This window comes from Gordonia sp. PS3 (assembly GCF_041950545.1).
Taxonomy (GTDB): Bacteria; Actinomycetota; Actinomycetes; order Mycobacteriales; family Mycobacteriaceae; genus Gordonia; species Gordonia sihwensis.
In genome coordinates this window covers 508,925-529,788 of record NZ_CP169524.1, presented here as the reverse complement: position 1 = coordinate 529,788, position 20,864 = coordinate 508,925, and the positions used below count along the sequence as shown (strand labels likewise).

Genomic DNA, 20,864 nt, shown 5'->3' with positions numbered 1-20,864 from the left:
CCTTTCGACCTGCACAGTGTCCGAAAACACTTCTGCTGTGCTTCTATGTTCGAATCATACCGCCGCCCTCTGACAAAACCTCTGGCACAGCCCGCCGAAGCGCCTCGGCGAATCTCACCGCCGACGCCGGCGTCAATCGTGCGTAGCTGACGACGACCCCGTCCACCGACTGCTTGTCTGCCAACGGGTAGTCGGAGACGGCGCGCACCAGCCATCCCGATCGTTCCAGTCGATCACGCACCTGGGCTCCCGGAACGCGGTCGATCACGATCGTCGCGTGCAGCCCGGCGTCGACGCCGATGATCGGCATCTCCGGACAGCGCTCAATCACCGCCGCCGACAACGCATTTCGTCGATCACGATAGGTGCGGGCGACCTTCGCCAGATGCGTCGCGAGGTGGCCGCGGGAGATGAACTCCGCGAGGGTGCCCGCCACCGGCTCCGCCACCGACCACGCACGCTCGGCGTACCTCCGCCCTACGGCGTCGGACAGCACGCCCGGCGGCACCGTCCACGCGACCGCCAACCCGACAGTGAGCGTCTTCGACGCTGTGCCCACATACCCCACGAATTCGCGCGCACCGGGAAGTGCCTGCAGAGCGGGCAGCGGCGGAACGTCGTACCGGAACTCGCCGTCGTAGTCGTCCTCGATGATCACCGAGCCGGTCCGGCGCGCCCACTCCACCAATCGCGCGCGTCGATCCACCGACATCCGGTGGCCGAGCGGATACTGGTGCGCAGGCGTCGTGTACACCAGGCAGCGATCGTCCGGCAGCCGGCCGACACACACGCCGTCCGCGTCCACCTCCACCGGTTCCACCGAGAAACCGACGCGCGCGAGTTCCCGCTGCGCCTCCGCGTATCCGGGCGCTTCGACGAAGGCGCGCCGAATCCCCGAGTCCCACGCCGCCTCGCCGAGCAGTGCGAACCCACATGACGATCCGGGAGTCAGCAGGATCTCTTCGGCGTGCACCCCTCGATGCCTGCGCAGGTGCTCCCCCAGTGCGGCCGTCAGAGCCGTCGTCCCGGCCGTCGACGGCTCGGGCGTCCACGTCGCCGCCCGCACGCAGCTGCGCCACCGACGCGCGTCGATCAGCGAACCGTCCGGCACCCCGGGCCGCAGATCTCCGATGATCCGCGGAACCGCACCCTCCCCACGCACGACGACGGGCGCCGATTCCTCCGTCACATGCGATCTCGCGCCGAGCCGTACCGCCGCGCGCGCACCGGCACGCACCCGTGTGCCCGCACCGGGGATCCCGTCGAGGAAGCCGGCCGCGATCAGTTCGTCGTAGCAACCGGTCACCACCGATCGCGAGCAGCTCAGTTGCCGGGCCAGCACTCGGGTGGACGGCAGCCAGTCGCCCTCGGCGAGCCGGCCGTCGACGATTGCGGCGAGGAGTTCATCCACCAATCGTCTGCTCCGCACCGGCGTGGGCAGACTGATCGGCAGATGGACGTCCCGGGGAGTCCGCGCCACGACGTCACCTCGCCTTCCGGCGACCGACCTCTGACATCCGAGGCCCGACCACCATCGATACTGGTCTCCAGAATTGCTCGATTCTGGATCTTCTCTCAAGTCCAGTATGGCTCTGTACTGGAGTCATGGAGAACTTGACCCGCAAGCGCGACCGCCAGAGCACCGACCGCGACAGCCTCGACCGTCTCCTCGACCAGCAGTGGTGGGGAGTGCTGTCCACGGCCTTCGGTGAGGGAGGCACCGCCGCCGTACGCAGCGTGCCCACCCTGCATGTGCGCGACGGCGACCGCATCCTCCTGCACGGATCCACCGGTGCCGGAGTGATGGGATCACGCCGCCCCGCCGATCAGCGCTCGGCCTTCTGCGTCACCGCGATGGACGCCCTCGTCCTCGCGAACTCGACATTCGACTCCACCGTGCATTTCCGCTCGGCGGTGGTCTACGGCCGACTGGAGAACGCACGGGCCGACGACCGCGCCGAACTGCTGACCCGGTTCACCGACCTACTCACACCCGGCCGGAACGACGAGGTACGTCCGATGACGAAACGGGAGATCGCGGCCACCAATGTGACGGTTCTGCGGATCGAGGAGGGCGAGTGGGTCTACAAGGCGAATGCCGGCGAGGGCGTCGTCCGCCCCGACGACGAGGTCACCGCGTGGTGCGGCGTGATTCCGTTCACCAGCGGCTACGGGGTGCCGCGCGCGGCCGAATGGTCCTCCGACCGTCCGCTGCCGGAGTCGGTGCGCCGGCTGGTCGGAGTGTAGATCCGTGTCTGAGCCGACCGTCCGCGCAGGACGAGCGCGGTGCGCGGCGACCATAGACGCGCCTCGTCGTCCCCTGCCGCCGCCACCGCCCGCTCCGACGCGAACGGCAGGTGCGGAGCCTCTTTGGCGGCCTCCGACAGTCGTGCGCCCTCGTTCACCGGGTCGCCGATCACCGTGAACTCGAACCGCTGAATCGCGCCGACGTTCCCGGCCACCACGGTCCCGAAGCTCACCCCGATACCCGCCTTCAACTCCGGCACGTTGCGGGCGAGACGATCGGCGATCTCGCGCGACGCGGCCAGCGCTGCGCCCGCGGGATCGTCGATCTCCAGGGGCGCGCCGAAGATCGCCAGGACCGCGTCTCCCTCGAACTTGTTCACCAGGCCCCGGTGCGTCTCCACCGCCTCGACAACCTGCTGAAAGAAGCGGTTCAGCACCGCTACCACCTCGGTCGGTGTGTGCTCGGTGGCCAGTGTCGTCGAGCCGATGACGTCGACGAAGATCACCGCGACGGTCCGCTCGGCGCCGCCGAGCTCCGGATCGCTTCGCAGCGCCTGCGCGGCCACGTCGCGGCCGACGTGACGTCCGAAGATGTCGCGCACTCGCTCCTGCTCGCGCAGTCCCGCGACCATGCTGTTGAACCCGAACTGCAGTTCCCCCAGTTCGGAGGCGTCGTAGACGACGAGGTCGACGGCCGGACTGACGTCTCCGCCGCGGACTTTGCTCATTCCGGCCTGAACGTTGCGGATCGGTCCGGTCACATCCCAGGAGAACAGGAACATCGCGAGCAGGCCGACTGCGGCAGCCACCGCCACCAGCACCGTCACCGAAACGAACACGCCGACCAACGACGAGCGACCGCTGGTGGCCGCGAACAGCACCACCATGAACACGCCGCTCAGCGGGACGCCGGTGCCGATGAGCCACGCACTGAGGGCTCGCGACCGGACGGAGCTGCCGCGCACGGAGAAACCCGCCTGCATGAGCTTGGCGTACACCGGCCGCAGCAGCACGTCGACGAAGATGTTGACGATGGCGATCACGACGATGCCACTCATCAGAACGATGAGCACCACTTTCGGGATGAGGATCGGGTCGACCACGCCGTACCAGATACCCAGCATCACCGCGGCACCCACCCACAGGAGTGCCTGGAGCGCAGTCAGCCGACGGCGCGCCCACGCGGTGCGCCGCGCGTCGTCCCGAGTCGGCACTTGGTCGCGCATCGACCACTTGAGTGACCGGACCGTCATCACCGTGCCGACCAGCACGCCCAGTGCCAGCGAACACACGATGTACACCGGCAGGGCCAGGAAGTTGACCCATACGAGATCGCCGCGCAGGAACGAGGGGTCGGGGATACCGACCAGCGCGAGCGAGATCGCCACCACGATCCCGATCAACTGCGCCCCGACGATGGTCGTCGTCAGGAGCAGCTGGATCCGGATGCGCTGCCTGCGCGGCCCCTCATCGACCGCACCGAGCAGCGTCGACCCGTAGTCGCGACTGAGCCCGCGCGGCTCGTTCATCGAGGTCGCCGGTCAGACGAGCTGATGCCGGACGATCGTCTCGTCACGCCCGGGGCCGACGCCGATGCACGAGATGCGCGCACCCGACAGCTCCTCGAGCCGGTGGATGTAGTTCTGCGCATTCTGGGGCAGTTCGTCGAAGGTACGGCAGCCGGAGATGTCTTCCCACCAACCGGGCATCGTCTCGTAGATCGGCTTGGCGTGATGGATGCCGGTCTGTGTCATCGGCCAGTCCTCCACCCGCTCGCCGTCGACCTCGTAGGCCACGCAGATCGGGACCTCTTCCAGACTCGACAGCACGTCGAGCTTGGTGAGGAAGTAGTCGGTGATGCCGTTGACGCGGGTCGCATACCGCGCGATGACGGCGTCGAACCAACCGCAGCGACGGGCACGTCCGGTGGTCACGCCGACCTCGCCGCCGGTCTTGGCCAGGTACTCGCCCCACTCGTCGAAGAGCTCCGTGGGGAACGGGCCCTCACCGACGCGCGTGGTGTACGCCTTCAGAATGCCCAGGACCGTCGTGATCTTGGTGGGCCCGATGCCCGCGCCCACCGACGCGCCGCCGGCGGTCGGATTGGACGACGTCACGTACGGGTAGGTGCCGTGGTCCACGTCGAGCAGCGTGCCCTGCGAACCTTCGAGCAGCACGGTCTCACCGCGTTCGAGCGCCTGGTTCAGCAACAGCTGGGTATCGGCGATCCGGTGCTTGAACCCCTCGGCCAGCTCCAGCGTCTCGTCCACCACCTGCTGCGGGTCGAGACCCTTGCGGTTGTAGATCTTGGTGAGGATCTGATTCTTGATCTCGAGCGCGGCCTCGACCTTCTGCGCGAGGATCTTCTCGTCGAGCACGTCGGCCACGCGGACGCCCACGCGGGCGATCTTGTCCTGGTAGCAGGGCCCGATGCCGCGACCGGTGGTACCGATCTTGCTGTTGCCCAGGAAGCGCTCGGTGACCTTGTCGATGGCGACGTGGTACGGCATCAGCAGATGCGCGTCGGCCGACAGCATCAGCGAAGTCGTGTCGACGCCGCGGTCCTCCAGCCCCTTGAGCTCGGTGAGCAGAACGCTCGGGTCGACGACGACGCCGTTGCCGATGACGTTCTTGACACCGGGCGTCAGAATCCCCGACGGAATCAAGTGCAGCGCGAACTGCTCGCCGTTCGGCAGGACCACAGTGTGTCCCGCGTTGTTTCCGCCCTGGTAGCGCACCACCCACTGCAGCTTCCCGCCCAGCAGATCCGTCGCTTTACCCTTGCCTTCGTCGCCCCACTGGGCGCCGATCAGCACAATCGCAGCCATATCAGGTGCTCCTCCTAACGTGCCCACCCTACTGGGTCGCGGTCGAAATGTTGGTCCCCGCTGCCGTATAGCCTGGGTAGGTGCCCTCTCTGCTGATCACGGTCAGCCCCGGCGACGAAGTACCGTCCGCCCTGACCCGCCGCCTCGCCGGCCTGCTCGACGACCCGTCGGCCGGCTCCGCCGCCACCGCTTCCGCCGGCGCCGCCCCCCGGATCGTGGTGGCCCCCACCGACTCCGATGCGATGGCGCCGGACGCGTTCTTAGCGCGGGTCGTCGCCGCCCTGATGAAGCTCGAACGTCTCGACGTCGAGGTGGCCTACGTCGCACCGCACGTCACCGCCGCTACCGGGAACTACGGTCTACCGCACGGCGATGCCGCGATGCGTCTCGCCGAAACCGGTACGGCGCAGCAGCTTCCACTCATCCGAGACGATGCCGCGACAGTCCTCGTCGGACGGGCACGACATCTGGGGGCAGCGGGCGAGAAGCTGCACGGCGAGTGCATCGCCGACTCGGCGACGATCTTCGACGGCACCGTCCGCGCGGTGGAGATCGAGCCACTGACCGTCGAACCCGGAGTCCGCGGCCGCCGCGCCCGGGCGCTGCCCGGCGGATGGAAGAGCGGCCGGGCGGTTCAGACCGGAGGCACCAACCTCGTGGTCGAGCGCGAAGGCGAACTGACCGACCGCGTCGTGAAGCGATCCACCTTCTATCGGCATCACATCGACTGGAGACTGGTGCGACCGTGACCACCCCGACCACCGCGGCCCTCAAGTCCGTTCGACCCGGACCGGTGTTCCTCGGGCTGTGCGCGGCCTTCGCCGTCGGCGTGTACCTGCTGCTGCGGTCCGGCGCGGAACGCAGCGCCCTCGGCATGTTCGGCGCCCTGCTCTTCGTGCTGAGCGGATGGGTGATCTCGTTGTCTCTGCACGAGTTCGCGCACGCGTTCACCGCCTTCCGCTACGGCGATCGGTCGGCCGAAGTCCGCGGGTATCTGACTCTCGATCCGCGCAAGTACACCCACGCGGGGCTGTCGATCGCCCTGCCGCTGCTGATCGTCGCGCTCGGCGGCATCGGCTTCCCCGGCGGAGCGGTCTACCTCAACACCGCGGCCTTCACCCCCGCGCAGCGCACCAAGGTGTCGCTGGCCGGCCCGGCGACCAACCTGGTCCTCGGACTGGCGCTTCTGGCGGCACTCGCGTCGACCACTCCCACCACCGCGAACCTGAACCTCTGGGCCGCCACCGCCGCACTGGCATTCCTGCAGTTGTCGGCGACGCTGCTCAACATCCTGCCCGTGCCCGGGTTCGACGGTTACGGCGCGCTCGAACCGCATCTGCCTGCGAACGTCCGTCAGGCGGCGGAGAAGATCGCACCCTTCGGCTTCCTGATCCTGTTCCTGCTGCTGTTCATCCCGCAGCTGAACTCCGCGTTCTTCGGCCTCGTCTACCACGCGTTCGAGGCCTTCGGAATCAGCCCGGCGTTCGTCTCGTACGGGATCCGCTTGTTCGCGTTCTGGCTGTAGGCGCTGCTCCGCACTTCGGGTCGAGACGTTCAGTCCGCTCTCACCAGGTGAGACTTTCGCATTGGGAGCGGTCGCCGGGACGTTCCACCTGGACTGTGGCGTGCTCGAGGCCGCGTTCGGCGAAGACCCGCTGCGCGGCAGTGAGCGCGGCACAGTGATCTCCGGTGCTGCTCAGATGCACCGTCGCCACGTCCATGCCGGTCGTCACCGACCACACGTGCAGGTCGTGCACGTCCTGCACCTCGGGCAGGGCGGCGAGGTCGGCACGCAATTCGTCCAGGTCGACGTGGGACGGCGCCTGCTGGTTCAGGATCTTGAGTGCGTCGAGCGCGAGCTTCACCGCGCGCGGCACTACCCACAGGGCGATGAAGACCGCGACGATCAGGTCCGCATATCCCCAGCCGGTGGTCATCGCGACCACACCGGCGATGAGCACCCCGACGCTGCCAACCGCGTCGGCGAGCACTTCCAGGTAGGCCCCGCGAATCGCGAGCGACGTGCCCGAGTCGGCCCGCAACAGGTACATGACGATCACGTTGGCGGCCAGCCCCAGCAGCGCCACCACGATCATCGGCCCGCCGGGCACCTCCGGATTCGTCCCGAGTCGGACGACGGCCTCGTACAGCACGTAGACGCCGACGCCCAGCAGCAGCACGGCGTTGAGGACCGCGGTGAACACCTCCGCGCGGTACCAGCCGAAGCTGCGGCCGTCGGTCACCCGGCCGTGGCGGGCGAGCAACAGTGCCACCAGCCCCATCGTCAGTGCCACCAGATCGGTCGCCATATGCCCGGCGTCGGCGACGAGGGCGAGCGAGCCGAACAGCAGGCCGGTGACCAGTTCGACGACGAAGAACGTGCCGATCAGGCCCAGCGACACCACCAGCGGCCAGATCCGCCGGTGCCCCGCGTCCGGTCGTGCCAGGTCTGCCGCGGTCGGGCCGTGACTGTGGCCGTGTTCGTGATCAGTACCCATGACCTCAATATATGCGAACTTTCGCATATATGACAAGAGTGCTGCGTCTGGTGATCTCGAGTACTCATTTGTTCAGGTGCAACTGCGCGATGGCGGACGAACGCTTGAGTCCGGCGACCATCAACAGATCCACCAGAAGCGAGCGCAACTCCACCAGCAGCGCGGCCTCCGAGAGGTCCTCGACGTGGTCGGCCAGCGACGTGCGCGCTCTGCGCACCACCGAGCGCACCTCGCGCGCGGCGTCTGCCGGATCCGGCGGCTGACCGGGCTCGGCGAGCATCATCGCGCGCAGGGTCTCGAACAGTCCGCCGATGTCCTCGATGATGTCGATCATCGGCTCTTCCACCGCCACCCCGCGCTGCGTCAGCCCCAGCGCCCGCCGCGTGACCACGCGGAAGTTGCGGACCGCGTTGTCGATCGGATCGGCGGTCGCGGCGATCTTGCGCAAGCGGTCGCGCGAAGCCCAGTACAGCGGTGAGAGGGTCCCGACCTCACGCCCGGCCAGAATGTCGGCCCGGAGGCCGTCGACGGCGGGCTGGGTGCCACGGGCCGCCGCAAGGACCCGATAGACCGCGTCCTCGTCCCGCGCGCGGAGCGCCTCGGCGAGGTCGTGGCTCAGATCGCGCAGCGTGTTGAGAATGCCCGCGGCGTCGCGGCGCGCCCGCCGAGCCGGATTCACCGGCACCAGCGCCCCCACGAGCAGGCCGATACAGCCGCCCACCAGCGCGTCGACCGCACGCTGATAGCTCGCCGCACCGCCGGGCGGCAGCAGTGTCGCGATGAGCACCGCCGACGACGCCGCCTGGGTCGGGAGCATCGGGCCGCCGTCGACGAACACCGCGAGGGCCATCGCCGCCGCGACCACAACCGTGATCTGCCACGCACCGGATCCGATCTGGGTCACCACCAGGTCGCCGACGAGGATCCCGATGGAGACCCCGACGATCAGCTCCGCCGAACGACGCCAGCGGCGGGCCAGCGACAGCCCGAGGGACACCACCGCCGCGATCGGCGCGAAGAACGGCCGAGCGTGGTGAAGTAGGTCGAAGGCCACGAACCAGGCCAGCCCCGCGGCGATGGCGCACTGCGCGATCGGCACCAGCGACAGCCACAGTCTGCGCACCCGAACGCGCAGGACCGACGGCAGTCGCTGCACGCCCTGCGACCCCAGGTCGCGGAACGACGCCTTGGACTCCGGTTCTTCAGCGGCCTCGTGCACTCACACCACGACCGTCGGTGTCAGTCCAGCCCCAGTTCGGCGATCGCGCGGGGATCGCTGTCGTTCAACAGGTCGAGGCACCGCAAGTACTCGTCCTCCTCGCCGACGGCTTGCGCGGCACGTGCCAGCGCCCCCACACAGCGCAGGAAGCCACGGTTCTCCTCATGGCTCCACGGGACGGGACCGAAACCCTTCCAGCCGTTGCGCCGCAGTTGGTCGAGGCCGCGGTGGTAACCGGTGCGAGCGTAGGCGTATGCGGCCACGACCCGTGCGATGTCCGGTTCGGGGCCGTCCAACGCGCCGTCGAGCGCCGCCTCGGCCAGATGGGCCCAGGCGATCGAGGCCGACGGGTGCGCGGCGGCGACGGCCGCAGGATCGGTTCCGTTCAGCAGAGCCGACTCCGCTTCGTCGTCTCCCGGCAGCAGGGTGGGCGGGGGTCCGAGGAGATCTCCAAATGACGTCACGTAATCATTCAATCACCTGAGTGGGACGCTCCGGAGAAGCTCGAGACCGACAGGTCCGATATCCTGACGCTGCGCGTCTAGCAGTACTGTCCCCGACGAACATTGGAAATTGAGCAGATGTCTGATTCGGACAAAGACACTTCGGCTGCCATCGACAAGGTGGTCGGTGCTTTCCGTGCCCAGCGCGAGCAGGGCAAAGCGGATACGAAGGAAACAGACACGAAGGAAACAGACGCACAGATGACTGCAGAGCCGACCCCGGTCAAGAAGCTCGAGGACGCCCCGGCTCCTCAGGGCGGCGGCAATTCCGAGACGCCCACCAAGGCCTTCAAGATTCCGGCTCAGGCCGCCCCGCAGGGAGCGACGCCGCAGGCGGAGGGCGCACTCGTCGAAGAGACCGTTGTCGGAGACGCGCTCTCGGCCGGCGACGCGGCCACCGGTGACGCGGTGGACGCCGGCACCGACGCGAAGGTCGATCTGGTGAAGGCCGATCTGGTGGAGCAGTCCATCGACCTGCCCGCCGACGATCAGTCCGCGACGCCGACGGCCACCGATGACGAGGCGCCCTCCGACACGGATGCAGCCTCGGCCCCGACCGTCGAGGTCGCCGCCCCGGCCGATCAGCCCGTCGAGGTGCCGGCATCGGAGGCGCCGACCACCGAGATGGCGGTGCCCGCGGCTGTCGCAGCCGGAGCCGCAGCAGCCGGTGCCGCCGCACCTGCGGGTCGGCCCGCACAGGCCAAGCCCGCGCCGCAGGTGGTCGCGCCGGCCGAAACGCAGCGCAAGCGCAGCCGTGGCAAGCTGATCGGCCTCCTCGTCGCCGCGGTCATCGTCATCGCGGCGATCGCGGTCGGCCTCTGGTATGCGCTGGTCGGCAGCTCACCGGAGCACAAGGTGGCCGACGCCGCCAAGGACTACCGGAGCGCGATGACCTCGGGTGACCTCGGCAAGCTGCGCGAGGTGACCTGCGGCGCGGATTACGCGTACTACTCCAAGGTCTCCGACGCCGACTTCCAGAAGGCCTTCGAAGCCCAGAAGAACCGCAATGAGCTGATGACCTTCGACGACGTCAAGGCCGTCCAGATCAACGGTGACACCGCACGCGTCGGCGTCGACATGTACCCGAGCAACGATCCTTCGAAGACCGCGCCCGCGCAGATCACGCTTCACCAGATCGACGGTGAATGGAAGGTCTGCCTGAAGCCGTAACGCCCGCGGTCCCGCACTTCACGAGACGGTCCCCCGGAGCATCGCTCCGGGGGACCGTCTCATCTCGTATCGGGCGCGTGCGGCCCGGCCGGTCAGCGGCCGATCGACTTGCCGGACGACCCGAGGTCGTTGCACGCCTCGACCACGCGCTCGGCCATCGAGGCCTCTGCCTTCTTCAGGTAGCTGCGCGGGTCGTAGACCTTCTTGTTGCCGACCTCACCGTCCACCTTGAGCACACCGTCGTAGTTGGTCATCATGTGACCGGCCACCGGGCGGGTGAACGCGTACTGGGTGTCGGTGTCGACGTTCATCTTGATGACGCCGTAGCCGACGGCCTCCTCGATCTCGCTCTTGAGCGAGCCGGAGCCGCCGTGGAAGACGAAGTCGAAGGGCTTGGCCGACGCGTCGAGACCGAGCTTGGCGACCGCGGCGTCCTGGCCCTCCTTGAGGACCTCGGGGCGCAGCTTCACATTGCCCGGCTTGTAGACGCCGTGGACGTTGCCGAACGTGGCGGCGAGCAGGTACTTACCGTTCTCGCCGGTACCGAGCGCGTCGACGGTCTTCTCGAAGTCCTCGACCGAGGTGTAGAGCTTGTCGTTGATGGCGTTCTCGACGCCGTCCTCTTCGCCGCCGACGACGCCGATCTCCACCTCGAGGATGATGTTCGCCTCCTTGGTCTTGGCGAGCAGTTCCTTCGCGATCTCGAGGTTCTCGTCGATCGGGATGGCCGAGCCGTCCCACATATGCGACTGGAACAGCGGGTTCTGCCCCTTCGCGACACGTTCGCGGGAGATCTCGATCAGCGGTCGGACGAAGCCGTCGAGCTTGTCCTTGGGGCAGTGGTCGGTGTGCAGCGCGATGGTGACGTCGTACTTCTCGGCGACGACGTGGGCGAACTCGGCGAGGGCGACGGCACCGGTGACCATGTCCTTGACACCCAGACCCGAACCGAACTCAGCACCGCCGGTCGAGAACTGGATGATGCCGTCGCTGCCGGCATCGGCGAATCCCTTGATGGCCGCGTTGACGGTCTCCGACGAGGTGCAGTTGATGGCAGGGAACGCGTAACCGTCCGCCTTGGCCTTGGCCAGCATCTCGGCGTACTTCTCGGGGGTTGCGATAGGCATTCTCACGTCCTAAGAGAGCCAGTGGATGTTTTCCACTCGATTGTTAGCTGTCCGATCCAGTATGACGGTTGCCTCGCCGGGCCGGGCCGGTCCCCTGCCAAGGACATCGTTAAGGGTTCTCGAAGCGACTGCCGGTAGGATCGGGGCCTGTGATCGACACTCTGCTTGCCGAGACCACGACGAACGTGGCACTGATGCCCGGCTTCATGGATCCGTTCAATCTGATCGGGTACTTCGGAGCGGCCGCATTCTGGGGTCTGCTCCTCGTCATCTTCATCGAGTCGGGCGTCCTGTTCCCGGTGCTGCCGGGCGACTCGCTGCTGTTCGTCGCTGGTCTGATCGCCGCAGGCGAGGCGGGCGAGAACGCAGCCAAGGTCGCCGACTCGGGCCTCACCCTGTGGCCTCTGCTGATCGGCGTCCCGATCGCGGGCATCCTGGGTGGCCAGGTGGGTTACTGGATCGGCCGCTACGCGGGGACGTCGATGTTCAAGCCGGATGCGCGCTTCCTCAAGCAGCGCTACCTCGACGAGGCGCACGAGTTCTTCGAGAAGCACGGACCCATCACCATCTTCCTGGCGCGTTTCGTACCCATCGTGCGCACGTTGGCCCCGATCGTCGCCGGCGCCGCGCGGATGAAGTTCGCCGTCTTCACGATCTACAACGTGGTGGGCGCGATCGTCTGGGGCGCGGGCATCGTCCTGCTCGGCTACTGGCTGGGCCAGTTCGAGATCATCCAGAAGCTCATCGAGCCCATCTTCATCGTGATCGTGCTGATCTCGGTGCTGCCGATGGTCTTCGAGTGGCTGCGCCGTCGCCGGATCCAGAAGAGCGAGAGCCCGGTCGAACTCGACTGATCTCGGCCGAGCCGTGAATCCTGTCGAGTTGGTACCCGTGGCGGGTACCAACTCGACAGGATTCGCAGTGGAACCGAACGGCACTCCGCCGCGTCTAATCAGATGTGGGGGATACAGGGGACGTCGCGGCCTACTTGGCGGCGCACGACGGCGTCATCACGGCAACGCAGGCGATCGAGCTGGGGCTGACCCGCAGGCAGATCCAGGGCAGGATCGAGCGCGGCGAGTGGTCCGCCCTGGCGCGGGGCGTCTACCGATCGGCGGCGAACGACTTCACTGAGGCCGCGATGGTCCGCGCAGCGGTTCTCGCGCACCGCGGCGTCGCCGACCGGACCACCGCCGCGTGGTGGCACGGCATGGTGGATCAGTTGCCGACGCATCTCACCCTCTCGTGCCGGTCGCAGGCGCCTTCCCTCGAGTGGCCGGTCGGCGTCCGTGCCGTGCGCCGCGTGTACCGTCCCGAATCGCTCACCCGGGTCCGCGGGCTGTCGCTGACACACAAGCCGCTGACCGCACTGATGACCGCTGTCGAACTCGCCGAGGGCACCGCATTCCTCGACCGCATGCTGCAGACCCGGCAGGTCCGGCTCGCCGACCTGGAGCGCGCGCTCACCGACCACGCCGGTCTGGTCGGGATCCGCGAAGCCCGCGGGCTCGTCCGCATCGCGGGGTCCGACAGCGAGTCCGAGGCCGAGCGACTCTTCGCACGTTTACTCAGGCAGTGGCGACTCGACGGGTGGGTGCAGCAGTTCCCGACCGGCGGGTGGCGACTCGACTTCGCCTGGCCCGACCACCGGCTGGCCGTCGAGATCTCCGGCTGGAGTTTTCACCGCGATCCGCGGCGCCACGGAAACGACCTCGCCAAGGCGAACCACCTTCAGTCACTCGGGTGGCGCGAACTGCAGTTCAACTGGCACATGATCAACGACCGCCCGTCCGACTGCATCCAGCAGGTGATCGACGCGCTGAACCACCCCGTCTGAAGCGCGGATGAACGGCGAACCGGAAGCCGATCACCACGCCTGATCGAGGTCGGCGTGCTGGGCGATCCACGCGTGCATGACGATGCCCGCGGCGACGCCCGCGTTGATGCTGCGGGTGGACCCGAACTGCGCGACGGAGACCGTGAGATCGGCGCTGTCCTGCGTCTCGTCGCTGACGCCGGGTCCCTCCTGGCCGAACACCAGCACGCACCGCCGCGGGAGTTCGGTGCGTTCCAGCGCCGCCGCGCCGGGTGTGTTGTCGACAGCGACCACCGTCAAATGCTCCGCGCGAGCCCACTCCATGAGGTCGGCGACGGTGGAGTGGTGCCGGAGATGCTGGTAGCGGTCGGTGACCATGGCACCGCGCCGATTCCAGCGGCGGCGCCCGACGATGTGCACCTCGGCCGCGAGGAAGGCGTTCGCGGTCCGCACCACCGTGCCGATGTTGGCGTCGTGCCCCCAGTTCTCAATGGCGATGTGGAACTCGTGGCGACGCGTGTCGAGGTCCGCGACGATCGCCTCGCGGGTCCAATAGCGGTAGGCGTCGACGACGTTGCGCCGATCCCCCTCCGCGAGGAGCGTGCGGTCGTAGCGGGGGTCACCGGGCAGCGGTCCCTCGCATTCCTCGAGCCACGGGCCGACACCGACGGCTGGACCGACACCGGTGACCCACTCGGTGGGCCCGACGGCGTCGTCGGGCCGGTCAGGCAAGGCCGAGGTCGGCCAGCCCGAGGAGCGACCGGTACGGCACACCGAGCGCGGTGATGACATCATCTGCGCCGGTCGCACGATCCACCACGGTCGCGACCCCGACCACCTCGGCACCGGCCTCGCGCGCGGCCTCGACCGCCTGCGACGGCGACGCACCGGTGGTCGACGTGTCTTCGACCACCAGCACGCGACGCCCCGCGATGTCCGGGCCCTCGATCCGGCGCTGCATGCCGTGCGTCTTGGCGGCTTTGCGCACCACGAACGCGTCGACGGCCCGACCGTCGGCGTGCATGATCGACGTCGCGACCGGGTCCGCGCCGAGCGTGAGTCCGCCGACGGAGGCGTAGTCCCAGTCCGCGGTCAGCTCTCGCATCAGCTGACCGATCAGCCGTGAGGCCTCCGAGTGCAGCGTCGCGCGACGCAGGTCGACGTAGTAGTCGGCTTCCTTGCCCGACGACAGCGTGACCTTGCCGTGCACGACGGCCAGTTCGGTCACCAGTTCGGCGAGGCGGGCGCGTGCGGCGCCGTCGACGGCGGGGGTGGCATCGGATGCCGACATGGGTCACCAGCTCCTAAGAGGGCTTCGAGAGGTCAGGGGTCCGGGCTGCCGGATCAGCGTTCGCGCGGGTCGTTCAGCGGCGGAAGGTCCGGCGGAGCGAAACGCTCCCGGGACGTGCGGGGATCGGCGACCGGTCGCGGCGCAGGCCGCCGGATCGGCTCGATCCGCGAAGTGCCCGCGGAGTCGGGCGGGCGCGGTGTCGCGTCCAGCCGGGACGGGCGCGGCTCCGGCCGCGGGGCCGGCTGTGATGCCGATGCCTCCATGCGGCGACGACGCTCCTTGTCGCGCAGAGACTCGGTCTTCTCGTCGGCCAGTTCCTCGTTGGTGGGACCGTGCGGATCGCGCGGGTCGGGCGCGTCCTGCGGCACCACGGCGGGCGGCAGTACGCGCAGCAGATCCGCGAAGCGGCGAACGGCGTCGAGTGCGACGTCGAGACGCTCGTCCTCCACTGTCACCGGCATCGCGCCGAGCGCCCAGTTGCCCTCGTTCCACAGGATCTCGACGTAGGCCGGGGTGTCGGTGGCGAGTGTCACCATGCGGCGGTCGCAGATCCGGCGTGCGGCGTCGAGATTGCTCGCGAACATGACGCGCGATCCCATCGCGCCGAGCAGATCCACATCGTCTTCCGCGGGCGCGAGCACATCCTCGTAGCGCAGGTCAACGGTCACCGCCGACGCGGCCGGACGACGCACCGCGACGATGGTCGACGTGTCTTCGAGGTCGAAGACCACGGCTTCGGCACCCTCGTAGACGCCGTAGGCGACATCGCGCACCCGGACGTGCTCCGGCACGTCCATCGCGGCACGATGGAACACGGTGCGAAGCTTGCTGTCGGTCTCGCGGAACTTGAAGGAATGCGTCTCGCCCCACACAGCACGCTGGTGGTGAACCTGTTGCGACCGGTTCCGGTCCAGCCACAACAGGGCGCCCGCACCCAACAGCGCGAGCACCGCAATCACGAAATACACAATGGCCATCGGGCATAGCCTACTATCGAGGGCTCCCTGTGCGCCCGACGACTCGAAGCTGAAGGAGAAAGGCCGACGATGAGGACTGTCAGTCAAGACGTCGTCGACGCTCTGGCAGCCGCTGTCGACGCCGCCGAGGTCGAGGCGCTGACGTGTGCGCTGATCGCCGAGGCGAGCGTCAACCCAGGTGGCAGCGAGGAGTCGACCGTCGCGGTTCTGGCCGATGCGTGCCGCGAAGCGGGGTTCGACGTCGAGGTCTCCGAAGCCGCGCCCGGCCGGCCGAATCTGATCGCGACGGTCAACGGCGACGCCGCCGGCCCGGGTCTGATGTTCCTGGGGCACTCCGACGTCGTTCCGCCCGGGCCCGGCTGGACGGGCGATCCGTTCGTGCCACGTCGTGACGGCGATCTGATCGTCGGACGCGGCGCCACCGACATGAAGGGCGGCATCGCCGCCGTTGTGGCGGCGATGAAGGTCGTCGCGCGTGCCGTCGACGACGGCGTCGAGGTCTCCGGACCGGTCCGCCTGGTGGTGACCGTCGACGAGGAGGAACACGGGGTCGGGGTGAGGCATCTGGTCGCCGATCCGCCTTCCGGCGAGTACCTCGGATGCATCGTCGCCGAGCCCACCCGGCTCGAGGTGGTTCGCGGTTGCCGTGGCGCGTCGTACTTCGATGTGGCCGTGACCGGCCGCGCGGCGCACTCCGGCCGCCCCAGCGACGGCGCGAGCGCGATCCTCGCCGCGGCGAGGGTGATCGAGCTGATCGACGCCGACCAGCGCCGCATGGCCGCGGACCCGGATCCGCTGCTCGGCTACGGAACGTGGAACGTCGGGACCATCGACGGCGGACAGGGCATCTCAGTGGTGGCCCCGACCTGCGCGATGGGCGTCGACCGTCGGCTGATGCCCGGCGAAGACGTCGATGAGATCGGCAGGCGCCTGTCGGAGGAGATCCGCGCCGCGGGCATCGAGTCCGACGGTGTCGCCGTCTCGGTGACTCCGACGATGTATCTGCCCGGCTTCGCCACCCCGGCCGACGATCCGATCGTCGACGCCACCGCGCAGGCCGTCGCCGACTCCGGGGCGCCCACCCGTGTCGGCGGCTGGACCGCCGCGTGCGACGGCGGCTGGATCAGCACCGCCCTCGGCATCCCCACCGTCGTGATGGGGCCCGGCGACATCAACGGGCAGGCGCATCAGCCCGACGAATCGGTGTCGTTGTCCGAACTCGTCACGGCCGCACAGGCGTATGTGCGGGTCACGCTGTCGTTGCTGGCGCGGGTCGGGTGAGGGTTTCGACTCGCTTCGCTCGCTCAACAAGCCTGGAGAAAGCTCGCTCAACCGGCCTGGAGAAAGCTCGCTCAACCGGCCTGGGGAAAGCTCGCTCAACCGGCCTGGGGAAAGCTCGCTCAACAAGCCTGGGGAAAGCTCGCTCAACAAGCCTGGGGCACCCTCGCACAACAAGCCTGGAGAACGCTCGCTCAACCAGCCTGGAGAACGCTCGCCCAACCGGCCTGGGGCACGCTCGCACGACAGGCCCTTCGGGGATCTACAGCACGTCGCGGACGCGGATCCCGACCGTCGCCGAAGCGCCCCGGCGCAACGACGATCCCCAGATGGTCAGCCGGCCGATGAGCCCGTACTTGCGGATGATCGCGTCGACGGCTCGCTGCCGGTCTACGATCTCGCCGAGCCCGGCCACCTGAGGTCCGCTGGTGCTGCGCCCGCTCGCGTTGCACGCCTGGACCAGCACGTTGTTGTTGCGGCGCAGCCGCTTCACCTTCCACGAATCGCCGACCGTCCACAGCAACATGTCGTCACCGTCGGGCGCCGCCCACAGCGGCGATGCCACGGGAGTGCCGTCCTTCTTGTAGGTGGTCAGCATGACGTACTTGGCGGCGGCGACTTGGGCGACGGTGGCGGTCATGGCACGAGGGTACTGCCGATCTCCGGCCGTCACCGGACGAAGCGATACCCCATTCCCGCCTCGGTGATGAGGTGCTGCGGATGCGACGGATCGGCCTCCAGCTTGCGCCGCAGCGCAGCCAGGTAGACGCGGAGATAGTTGGTCTGGTTCACGTATGTGGGCCCCCACACGGTGGTGAGGATCTCCCGCTGGCTCACCAGATTCGGTTCGCTGCGCACGAGCAGTTCGAGCACACCCCATTCGGTGGGTGTGAGCCGCACGGGCTCACCGTCGCGCAGGACCCGCTTGCCCATGAGATCGACTTCCAGCGCGCCGGCGCGCACCACCGGGCTCTCGGCCGGTGCTCCGGCGACGCTGCCCCGCCTGATCGCCGCGCGCAGACGGGCGAGGAACTCCTCCATGCCGAAGGGTTTGGTCACGTAGTCGTCCGCACCCGCGTCCAGAGCCTGCACCTTGTCGGCGGCGTCGGTGCGCGCCGACAGCACGATCACCGGCACCGACGTCCACCCGCGCAGGCCGGCGAGGACGGTGAACCCATCCATGTCGGGCAGCCCGAGGTCGAGGACCACCACGTCGGGGGTCCGCTTGCTCGCCGCCTCCAGCGCCTGTGCGCCGGTAGCCGCCGTGGTCACGTCGAAGCCCCTGGCGCGCAAGTTGATTCGCAAGGCTCGAAGCAACTGCGGCTCGTCGTCCACCACGAGGACGTGCCCGTGTTCGGCCATCACGCGCCTCCCTCCGGGTCGTCGGCCGGGTCGTGCTCCGCGGGTAGTTCCACGACCATCGTCGTCCCGCCGCCGGGAGTCTGCGCCACCGCCAGCGTTCCTCCGACCGCCGACACGAACCCGCTCGCCACCGACAATCCGAGCCCGACACCCGACGTCTGCCGGTTCTGGTCGCCGTACTGGTGGAACGGAGTGAAGACGCGCGACCGCTCCTCCGCCGGGATACCGGGACCGTGATCGATCACCCGGATTCGGCACCGGCGCTCGTCGGAGTCGTCGGCCGGCACCGACTCGGTGCGGATCTCGATCGCGTCGCCGCCGTGGCGCAGCGCGTTGTCGATCAGATTGGCCAGCGCCCGCTCCAGGAGTCCGGCGTCGGTGACCGCCCAGTCGCATCCGATGTCGACCGTGATCTCCGGAGTCCCCGGCGCCCGACGCGACACGGCGGCGCCCGCGCGGTGGATCACCTCCGGCAAGTAGGTGCGGGTGCGCCGGGGACGGACCACTCCCGCGGCCAGCCGCGACGAGTCGAGCAGGTTGCCCACCAGCGAGGCCAGCTGATCGACGGACTCCTCGATCGTCGCGAGCAGTTCGGCGGTGTCCTCCTCGCTGAACACCACCTCCGGGCTGCGCAGACTCGACGCCGCCGCCTTCGCCGCCGCGAGCGGCGTCCGCAGATCGTGGCTCACCGCGGCCAGCAGCGCGCGCCGCAGCTCATCGGTGCGCGCCAACTCGTCAGCCTCCGCGGCCTCGGCCTCGAGCCGGTCCCGCTCGACCGCCGCGGCCACCTGGCTGGCGACGGCCGCGAGTACCCGCTGGTCGGCGGCTCCCACTTCGGGTCCGCGCAGCAGCAGCTGGTACTCGCCGCCGGCGGCCGGACAGACGGTGTCGGCTTCAGCCGCGGTCAGCGGCGGGTTCTCCCCCACCGAATGCGCGACCGTCTCGGTGCGGTCGTCCTTCCGCGCGACCGCGACCGCGGTCTGCTGGTACGTCTCGCGGACCCGCTGCAGCAGCCCGGAGACCCCCGCCCCGTCGAGGACCGCGCTGGAGAAGAGCGCCAGCAGCTCGGCGTCACGACCTGCGCGCTGTGCCTGCCTGCGTCGGACCGTCGCCGAATCCACCAGTGCCGCAATCGCGACCGCGATGATGAGCATCACCGCGAGGGTGATGATGTTGTCCGGTTCGGCGATGGTGAACGTGAAGGTGGGCGCGGCGAAGAAGTAGTTCAGCAGCAGGCCCGACATCACCGCCGACAGCGCCGCGGGCACCACTCCGCCGAGCAGCGCGACCGCGAGGATCACCACGAAGAACAGTGCGCTCTGACTGGTGAAGCCAAGGTATTCGTTCGTCAGCGCGAGCACCCCGGTGAGTGCGAGCGGCGCGAGCACCGCGAGAATCCAGCTGCCGGGCCGGTGGAATCGCGTGTCGCGGATGTCGAGACGATTCCGCACCGCAGCCTTCTCGTGCGTCACCATGTGGACGTCGATGCGCCCGCTGTCACGCACCACGGCCGCGCCGACGCCCTCGTCGAACAGCCGCCGCCACCGCGACCGCCTCGACGTGCCGAGGACCAACTGCGTCGCGTTCATCGCGCGCGCGAACTCCAGGAGCGTCTCCGGGACGTCGTCACCGACCACCGAATACAGGCGCGCGCCGATGCCCGCCGCCACCTGCCGCAGGCCGCCGACGTCGGCGGCTCCCCGATTCGTCAGACCGTCGCCGCGCACCACGTGCACCACCAGCAACTCGGCGCTCGACCGCGACGCGATCCGCCCGGCCCGGCGGATCAGCCCGGCCGATTCCGGTCCGCCGGTGACCGCCACCACCACCCGTTCGCGCGCCTCCCAGGTCTCGGTGATGGCGTTGGCCGCACGGTAGGCGGCGAGCTTGTCGTCGACGCGATCGGCGAGCCACAGCAGAGCCAGCTCGCGAAGCGCCGTCAGATTGCCCTGCCGGAAGAAGTTGGCGAGGGCGCCGTCGATCCGCCCGGCGTCGTACACCTTGCCCTGGGCGAGTCGCTGCCGCAGCGCACGCGGCTCGATGTCGACGAGCTCGATCTGGTCGGCGCCGCGGACCACCGCGTCGGGCACCGTCTCGCGCTGGGTGACGCCGGTGATGCGGGCGACGACGTCGTTGAGGCTTTCGAAATGCTGGATGTTGACGGTGGACAGCACGTCTATTCCCGCGTCCCGGAGTTCCTCGATGTCCTGCCACCGCTTCTCGTGGCGCATGCCCGGCGCATTGGAATGCGCGAGTTCGTCGACCAGCACCAGTTCCGGCTCACGCGCGAGCACCGCGTCGAGATCCATTTCGAGGAGCACGGTCCCGCGGTATTCGACGGGCACACGATCGATCACTTCCAGCCCGTCCAGCAGTGCCGCCGTCGCCGCTCGCCCGTGGGTTTCGACCACCCCGACCACCACATCGACGCCCTCGTCGGCGAGTGTGCGGGCCCGCGCCAGCATCTCGTACGTCTTGCCGACGCCCGGGGCACAGCCGAGGAATACCTCGAGCTGGCCCCGTGGTTCCTCAGCTGATGGCATGTCGC

At 68.7% G+C, this 20,864-nt stretch carries 20 protein-coding genes; 7 read left to right on the top strand and 13 right to left on the bottom strand.

Annotated elements, in window-relative coordinates; all coding sequences use genetic code 11:
* Positions 1-43: 43 nt before the first annotated feature.
* A complete protein-coding gene (locus ACE11G_RS02395) occupies positions 44-1,480 on the bottom strand; it encodes a PLP-dependent aminotransferase family protein (protein WP_006896146.1) in 1,437 nt (478 codons plus the stop codon).
* A gap of 125 nt (positions 1,481-1,605) precedes the next feature.
* On the opposite strand from ACE11G_RS02395, the gene ACE11G_RS02390 reads away from it, so the two are divergent.
* Entirely contained in the window at positions 1,606-2,247 is a 642-nt protein-coding gene (locus tag ACE11G_RS02390; protein ID WP_006896145.1) for a pyridoxamine 5'-phosphate oxidase family protein, read from the top strand.
* Here the strand turns inward: ACE11G_RS02390 and ACE11G_RS02385 are convergent.
* Together ACE11G_RS02385 and ACE11G_RS02380 are read right to left on the bottom strand one after the other, a co-directional pair.
* Complete coding sequence (locus ACE11G_RS02385) at positions 2,169-3,776, bottom strand: adenylate/guanylate cyclase domain-containing protein (RefSeq protein ID WP_006896144.1); 1,608 nt, start codon at positions 3,774-3,776, stop codon at positions 2,169-2,171. The genes ACE11G_RS02390 and ACE11G_RS02385 overlap by 79 nt on opposite strands.
* A gap of 12 nt (positions 3,777-3,788) precedes the next feature.
* Positions 3,789-5,075 (bottom strand): adenylosuccinate synthase, encoded by a 1,287-nt coding sequence (locus ACE11G_RS02380; protein WP_006896143.1) that lies wholly within the window; start codon positions 5,073-5,075, stop codon positions 3,789-3,791.
* A gap of 89 nt (positions 5,076-5,164) precedes the next feature.
* Here ACE11G_RS02380 and ACE11G_RS02375 point away from each other — a divergent pair, with 89 nt between their 5' ends.
* Together ACE11G_RS02375 and ACE11G_RS02370 are read left to right on the top strand one after the other, a co-directional pair.
* On the top strand, positions 5,165-5,824 hold the full coding sequence (locus ACE11G_RS02375; protein ID WP_375004082.1) for a hypothetical protein: 660 nt from the start codon (positions 5,165-5,167) through the stop codon (positions 5,822-5,824).
* Complete coding sequence (locus ACE11G_RS02370; RefSeq protein ID WP_006896141.1) at positions 5,821-6,600, top strand: site-2 protease family protein; 780 nt, start codon at positions 5,821-5,823, stop codon at positions 6,598-6,600. Before ACE11G_RS02375 ends, ACE11G_RS02370 begins: the two co-directional genes overlap by 4 nt.
* A 40-nt stretch (positions 6,601-6,640) precedes the next feature.
* Here ACE11G_RS02370 and ACE11G_RS02365 read toward each other — a convergent pair whose 3' ends face one another.
* From ACE11G_RS02365 to ACE11G_RS02355, 3 genes are all read right to left on the bottom strand, one after another.
* Positions 6,641-7,573 (bottom strand): cation diffusion facilitator family transporter, encoded by a 933-nt coding sequence (locus tag ACE11G_RS02365; RefSeq protein WP_062366537.1) that lies wholly within the window; start codon positions 7,571-7,573, stop codon positions 6,641-6,643.
* A gap of 64 nt (positions 7,574-7,637) precedes the next feature.
* On the bottom strand, positions 7,638-8,792 hold the full coding sequence (locus ACE11G_RS02360; protein ID WP_006896139.1) for an aromatic acid exporter family protein: 1,155 nt from the start codon (positions 8,790-8,792) through the stop codon (positions 7,638-7,640).
* A 20-nt stretch (positions 8,793-8,812) separates the two neighbouring features.
* Complete coding sequence (locus ACE11G_RS02355) at positions 8,813-9,256, bottom strand: DUF3151 domain-containing protein (RefSeq protein WP_006896138.1); 444 nt, start codon at positions 9,254-9,256, stop codon at positions 8,813-8,815.
* A gap of 240 nt (positions 9,257-9,496) precedes the next feature.
* Between ACE11G_RS02355 and ACE11G_RS02350 the strand changes: the two genes are divergently transcribed.
* Positions 9,497-10,465 carry a hypothetical protein gene (locus ACE11G_RS02350; RefSeq protein WP_231875669.1) on the top strand — a complete coding sequence of 323 codons (969 nt, stop codon included), beginning with the start codon at positions 9,497-9,499 and terminating at the stop codon, positions 10,463-10,465.
* A gap of 92 nt (positions 10,466-10,557) precedes the next feature.
* Here the strand turns inward: ACE11G_RS02350 and fbaA are convergent, their stop codons facing one another.
* Positions 10,558-11,592 (bottom strand): class II fructose-bisphosphate aldolase, encoded by a 1,035-nt coding sequence (gene fbaA / locus ACE11G_RS02345; protein ID WP_062366561.1) that lies wholly within the window; start codon positions 11,590-11,592, stop codon positions 10,558-10,560.
* A 149-nt stretch (positions 11,593-11,741) separates the two neighbouring features.
* Between fbaA and ACE11G_RS02340 the strand changes: the two genes are divergently transcribed.
* Complete coding sequence (locus ACE11G_RS02340) at positions 11,742-12,446, top strand: DedA family protein (protein ID WP_006896135.1); 705 nt, start codon at positions 11,742-11,744, stop codon at positions 12,444-12,446.
* A gap of 104 nt (positions 12,447-12,550) precedes the next feature.
* Positions 12,551-13,429 carry a DUF559 domain-containing protein gene (locus ACE11G_RS02335; protein WP_375003542.1) on the top strand — a complete coding sequence of 293 codons (879 nt, stop codon included), beginning with the start codon at positions 12,551-12,553 and terminating at the stop codon, positions 13,427-13,429.
* A 30-nt stretch (positions 13,430-13,459) separates the two neighbouring features.
* Here ACE11G_RS02335 and ACE11G_RS02330 read toward each other — a convergent pair whose 3' ends face one another.
* The 3 genes from ACE11G_RS02330 to ACE11G_RS02320 are packed head-to-tail and all read right to left on the bottom strand — an operon-like array spanning position 13,460 to position 15,676.
* Positions 13,460-14,140, bottom strand: a complete 681-nt coding sequence (locus ACE11G_RS02330) for an RNA methyltransferase (RefSeq protein WP_222111068.1) — start codon at positions 14,138-14,140, stop codon at positions 13,460-13,462.
* Positions 14,133-14,699, bottom strand: coding sequence for an orotate phosphoribosyltransferase (gene pyrE / locus ACE11G_RS02325; protein ID WP_006896132.1), 567 nt, complete (start codon positions 14,697-14,699; stop codon positions 14,133-14,135). Before pyrE ends, ACE11G_RS02330 begins: the two co-directional genes overlap by 8 nt.
* Before the next feature lie 53 nt (positions 14,700-14,752).
* Positions 14,753-15,676 (bottom strand): hypothetical protein, encoded by a 924-nt coding sequence (locus ACE11G_RS02320; RefSeq protein WP_006896129.1) that lies wholly within the window; start codon positions 15,674-15,676, stop codon positions 14,753-14,755.
* A gap of 69 nt (positions 15,677-15,745) precedes the next feature.
* Between ACE11G_RS02320 and ACE11G_RS02315 the strand changes: the two genes are divergently transcribed.
* A complete protein-coding gene (locus tag ACE11G_RS02315) occupies positions 15,746-16,957 on the top strand; it encodes a M20 family metallopeptidase (protein ID WP_062366530.1) in 1,212 nt (403 codons plus the stop codon).
* Between the two features lie 259 nt (positions 16,958-17,216).
* On the opposite strand, the gene ACE11G_RS02310 is transcribed toward ACE11G_RS02315, so the two are convergent.
* From ACE11G_RS02310 to ACE11G_RS02300, 3 genes are read right to left on the bottom strand one after another with little or no spacing between them, the layout of a single operon-like run.
* Positions 17,217-17,594: a PPOX class F420-dependent oxidoreductase gene (locus ACE11G_RS02310; protein WP_006896127.1), complete on the bottom strand. Its 378-nt coding sequence runs from the start codon at positions 17,592-17,594 to the stop codon at positions 17,217-17,219.
* A 29-nt stretch (positions 17,595-17,623) separates the two neighbouring features.
* Positions 17,624-18,316, bottom strand: a complete 693-nt coding sequence (locus tag ACE11G_RS02305) for a response regulator (RefSeq protein WP_006896126.1) — start codon at positions 18,314-18,316, stop codon at positions 17,624-17,626.
* Positions 18,316-20,859 (bottom strand): sensor histidine kinase KdpD, encoded by a 2,544-nt coding sequence (locus tag ACE11G_RS02300; RefSeq protein WP_062366528.1) that lies wholly within the window; start codon positions 20,857-20,859, stop codon positions 18,316-18,318. The genes ACE11G_RS02305 and ACE11G_RS02300 overlap by 1 nt, the downstream gene beginning before the upstream one ends.
* Positions 20,860-20,864 lie beyond the last annotated feature (5 nt).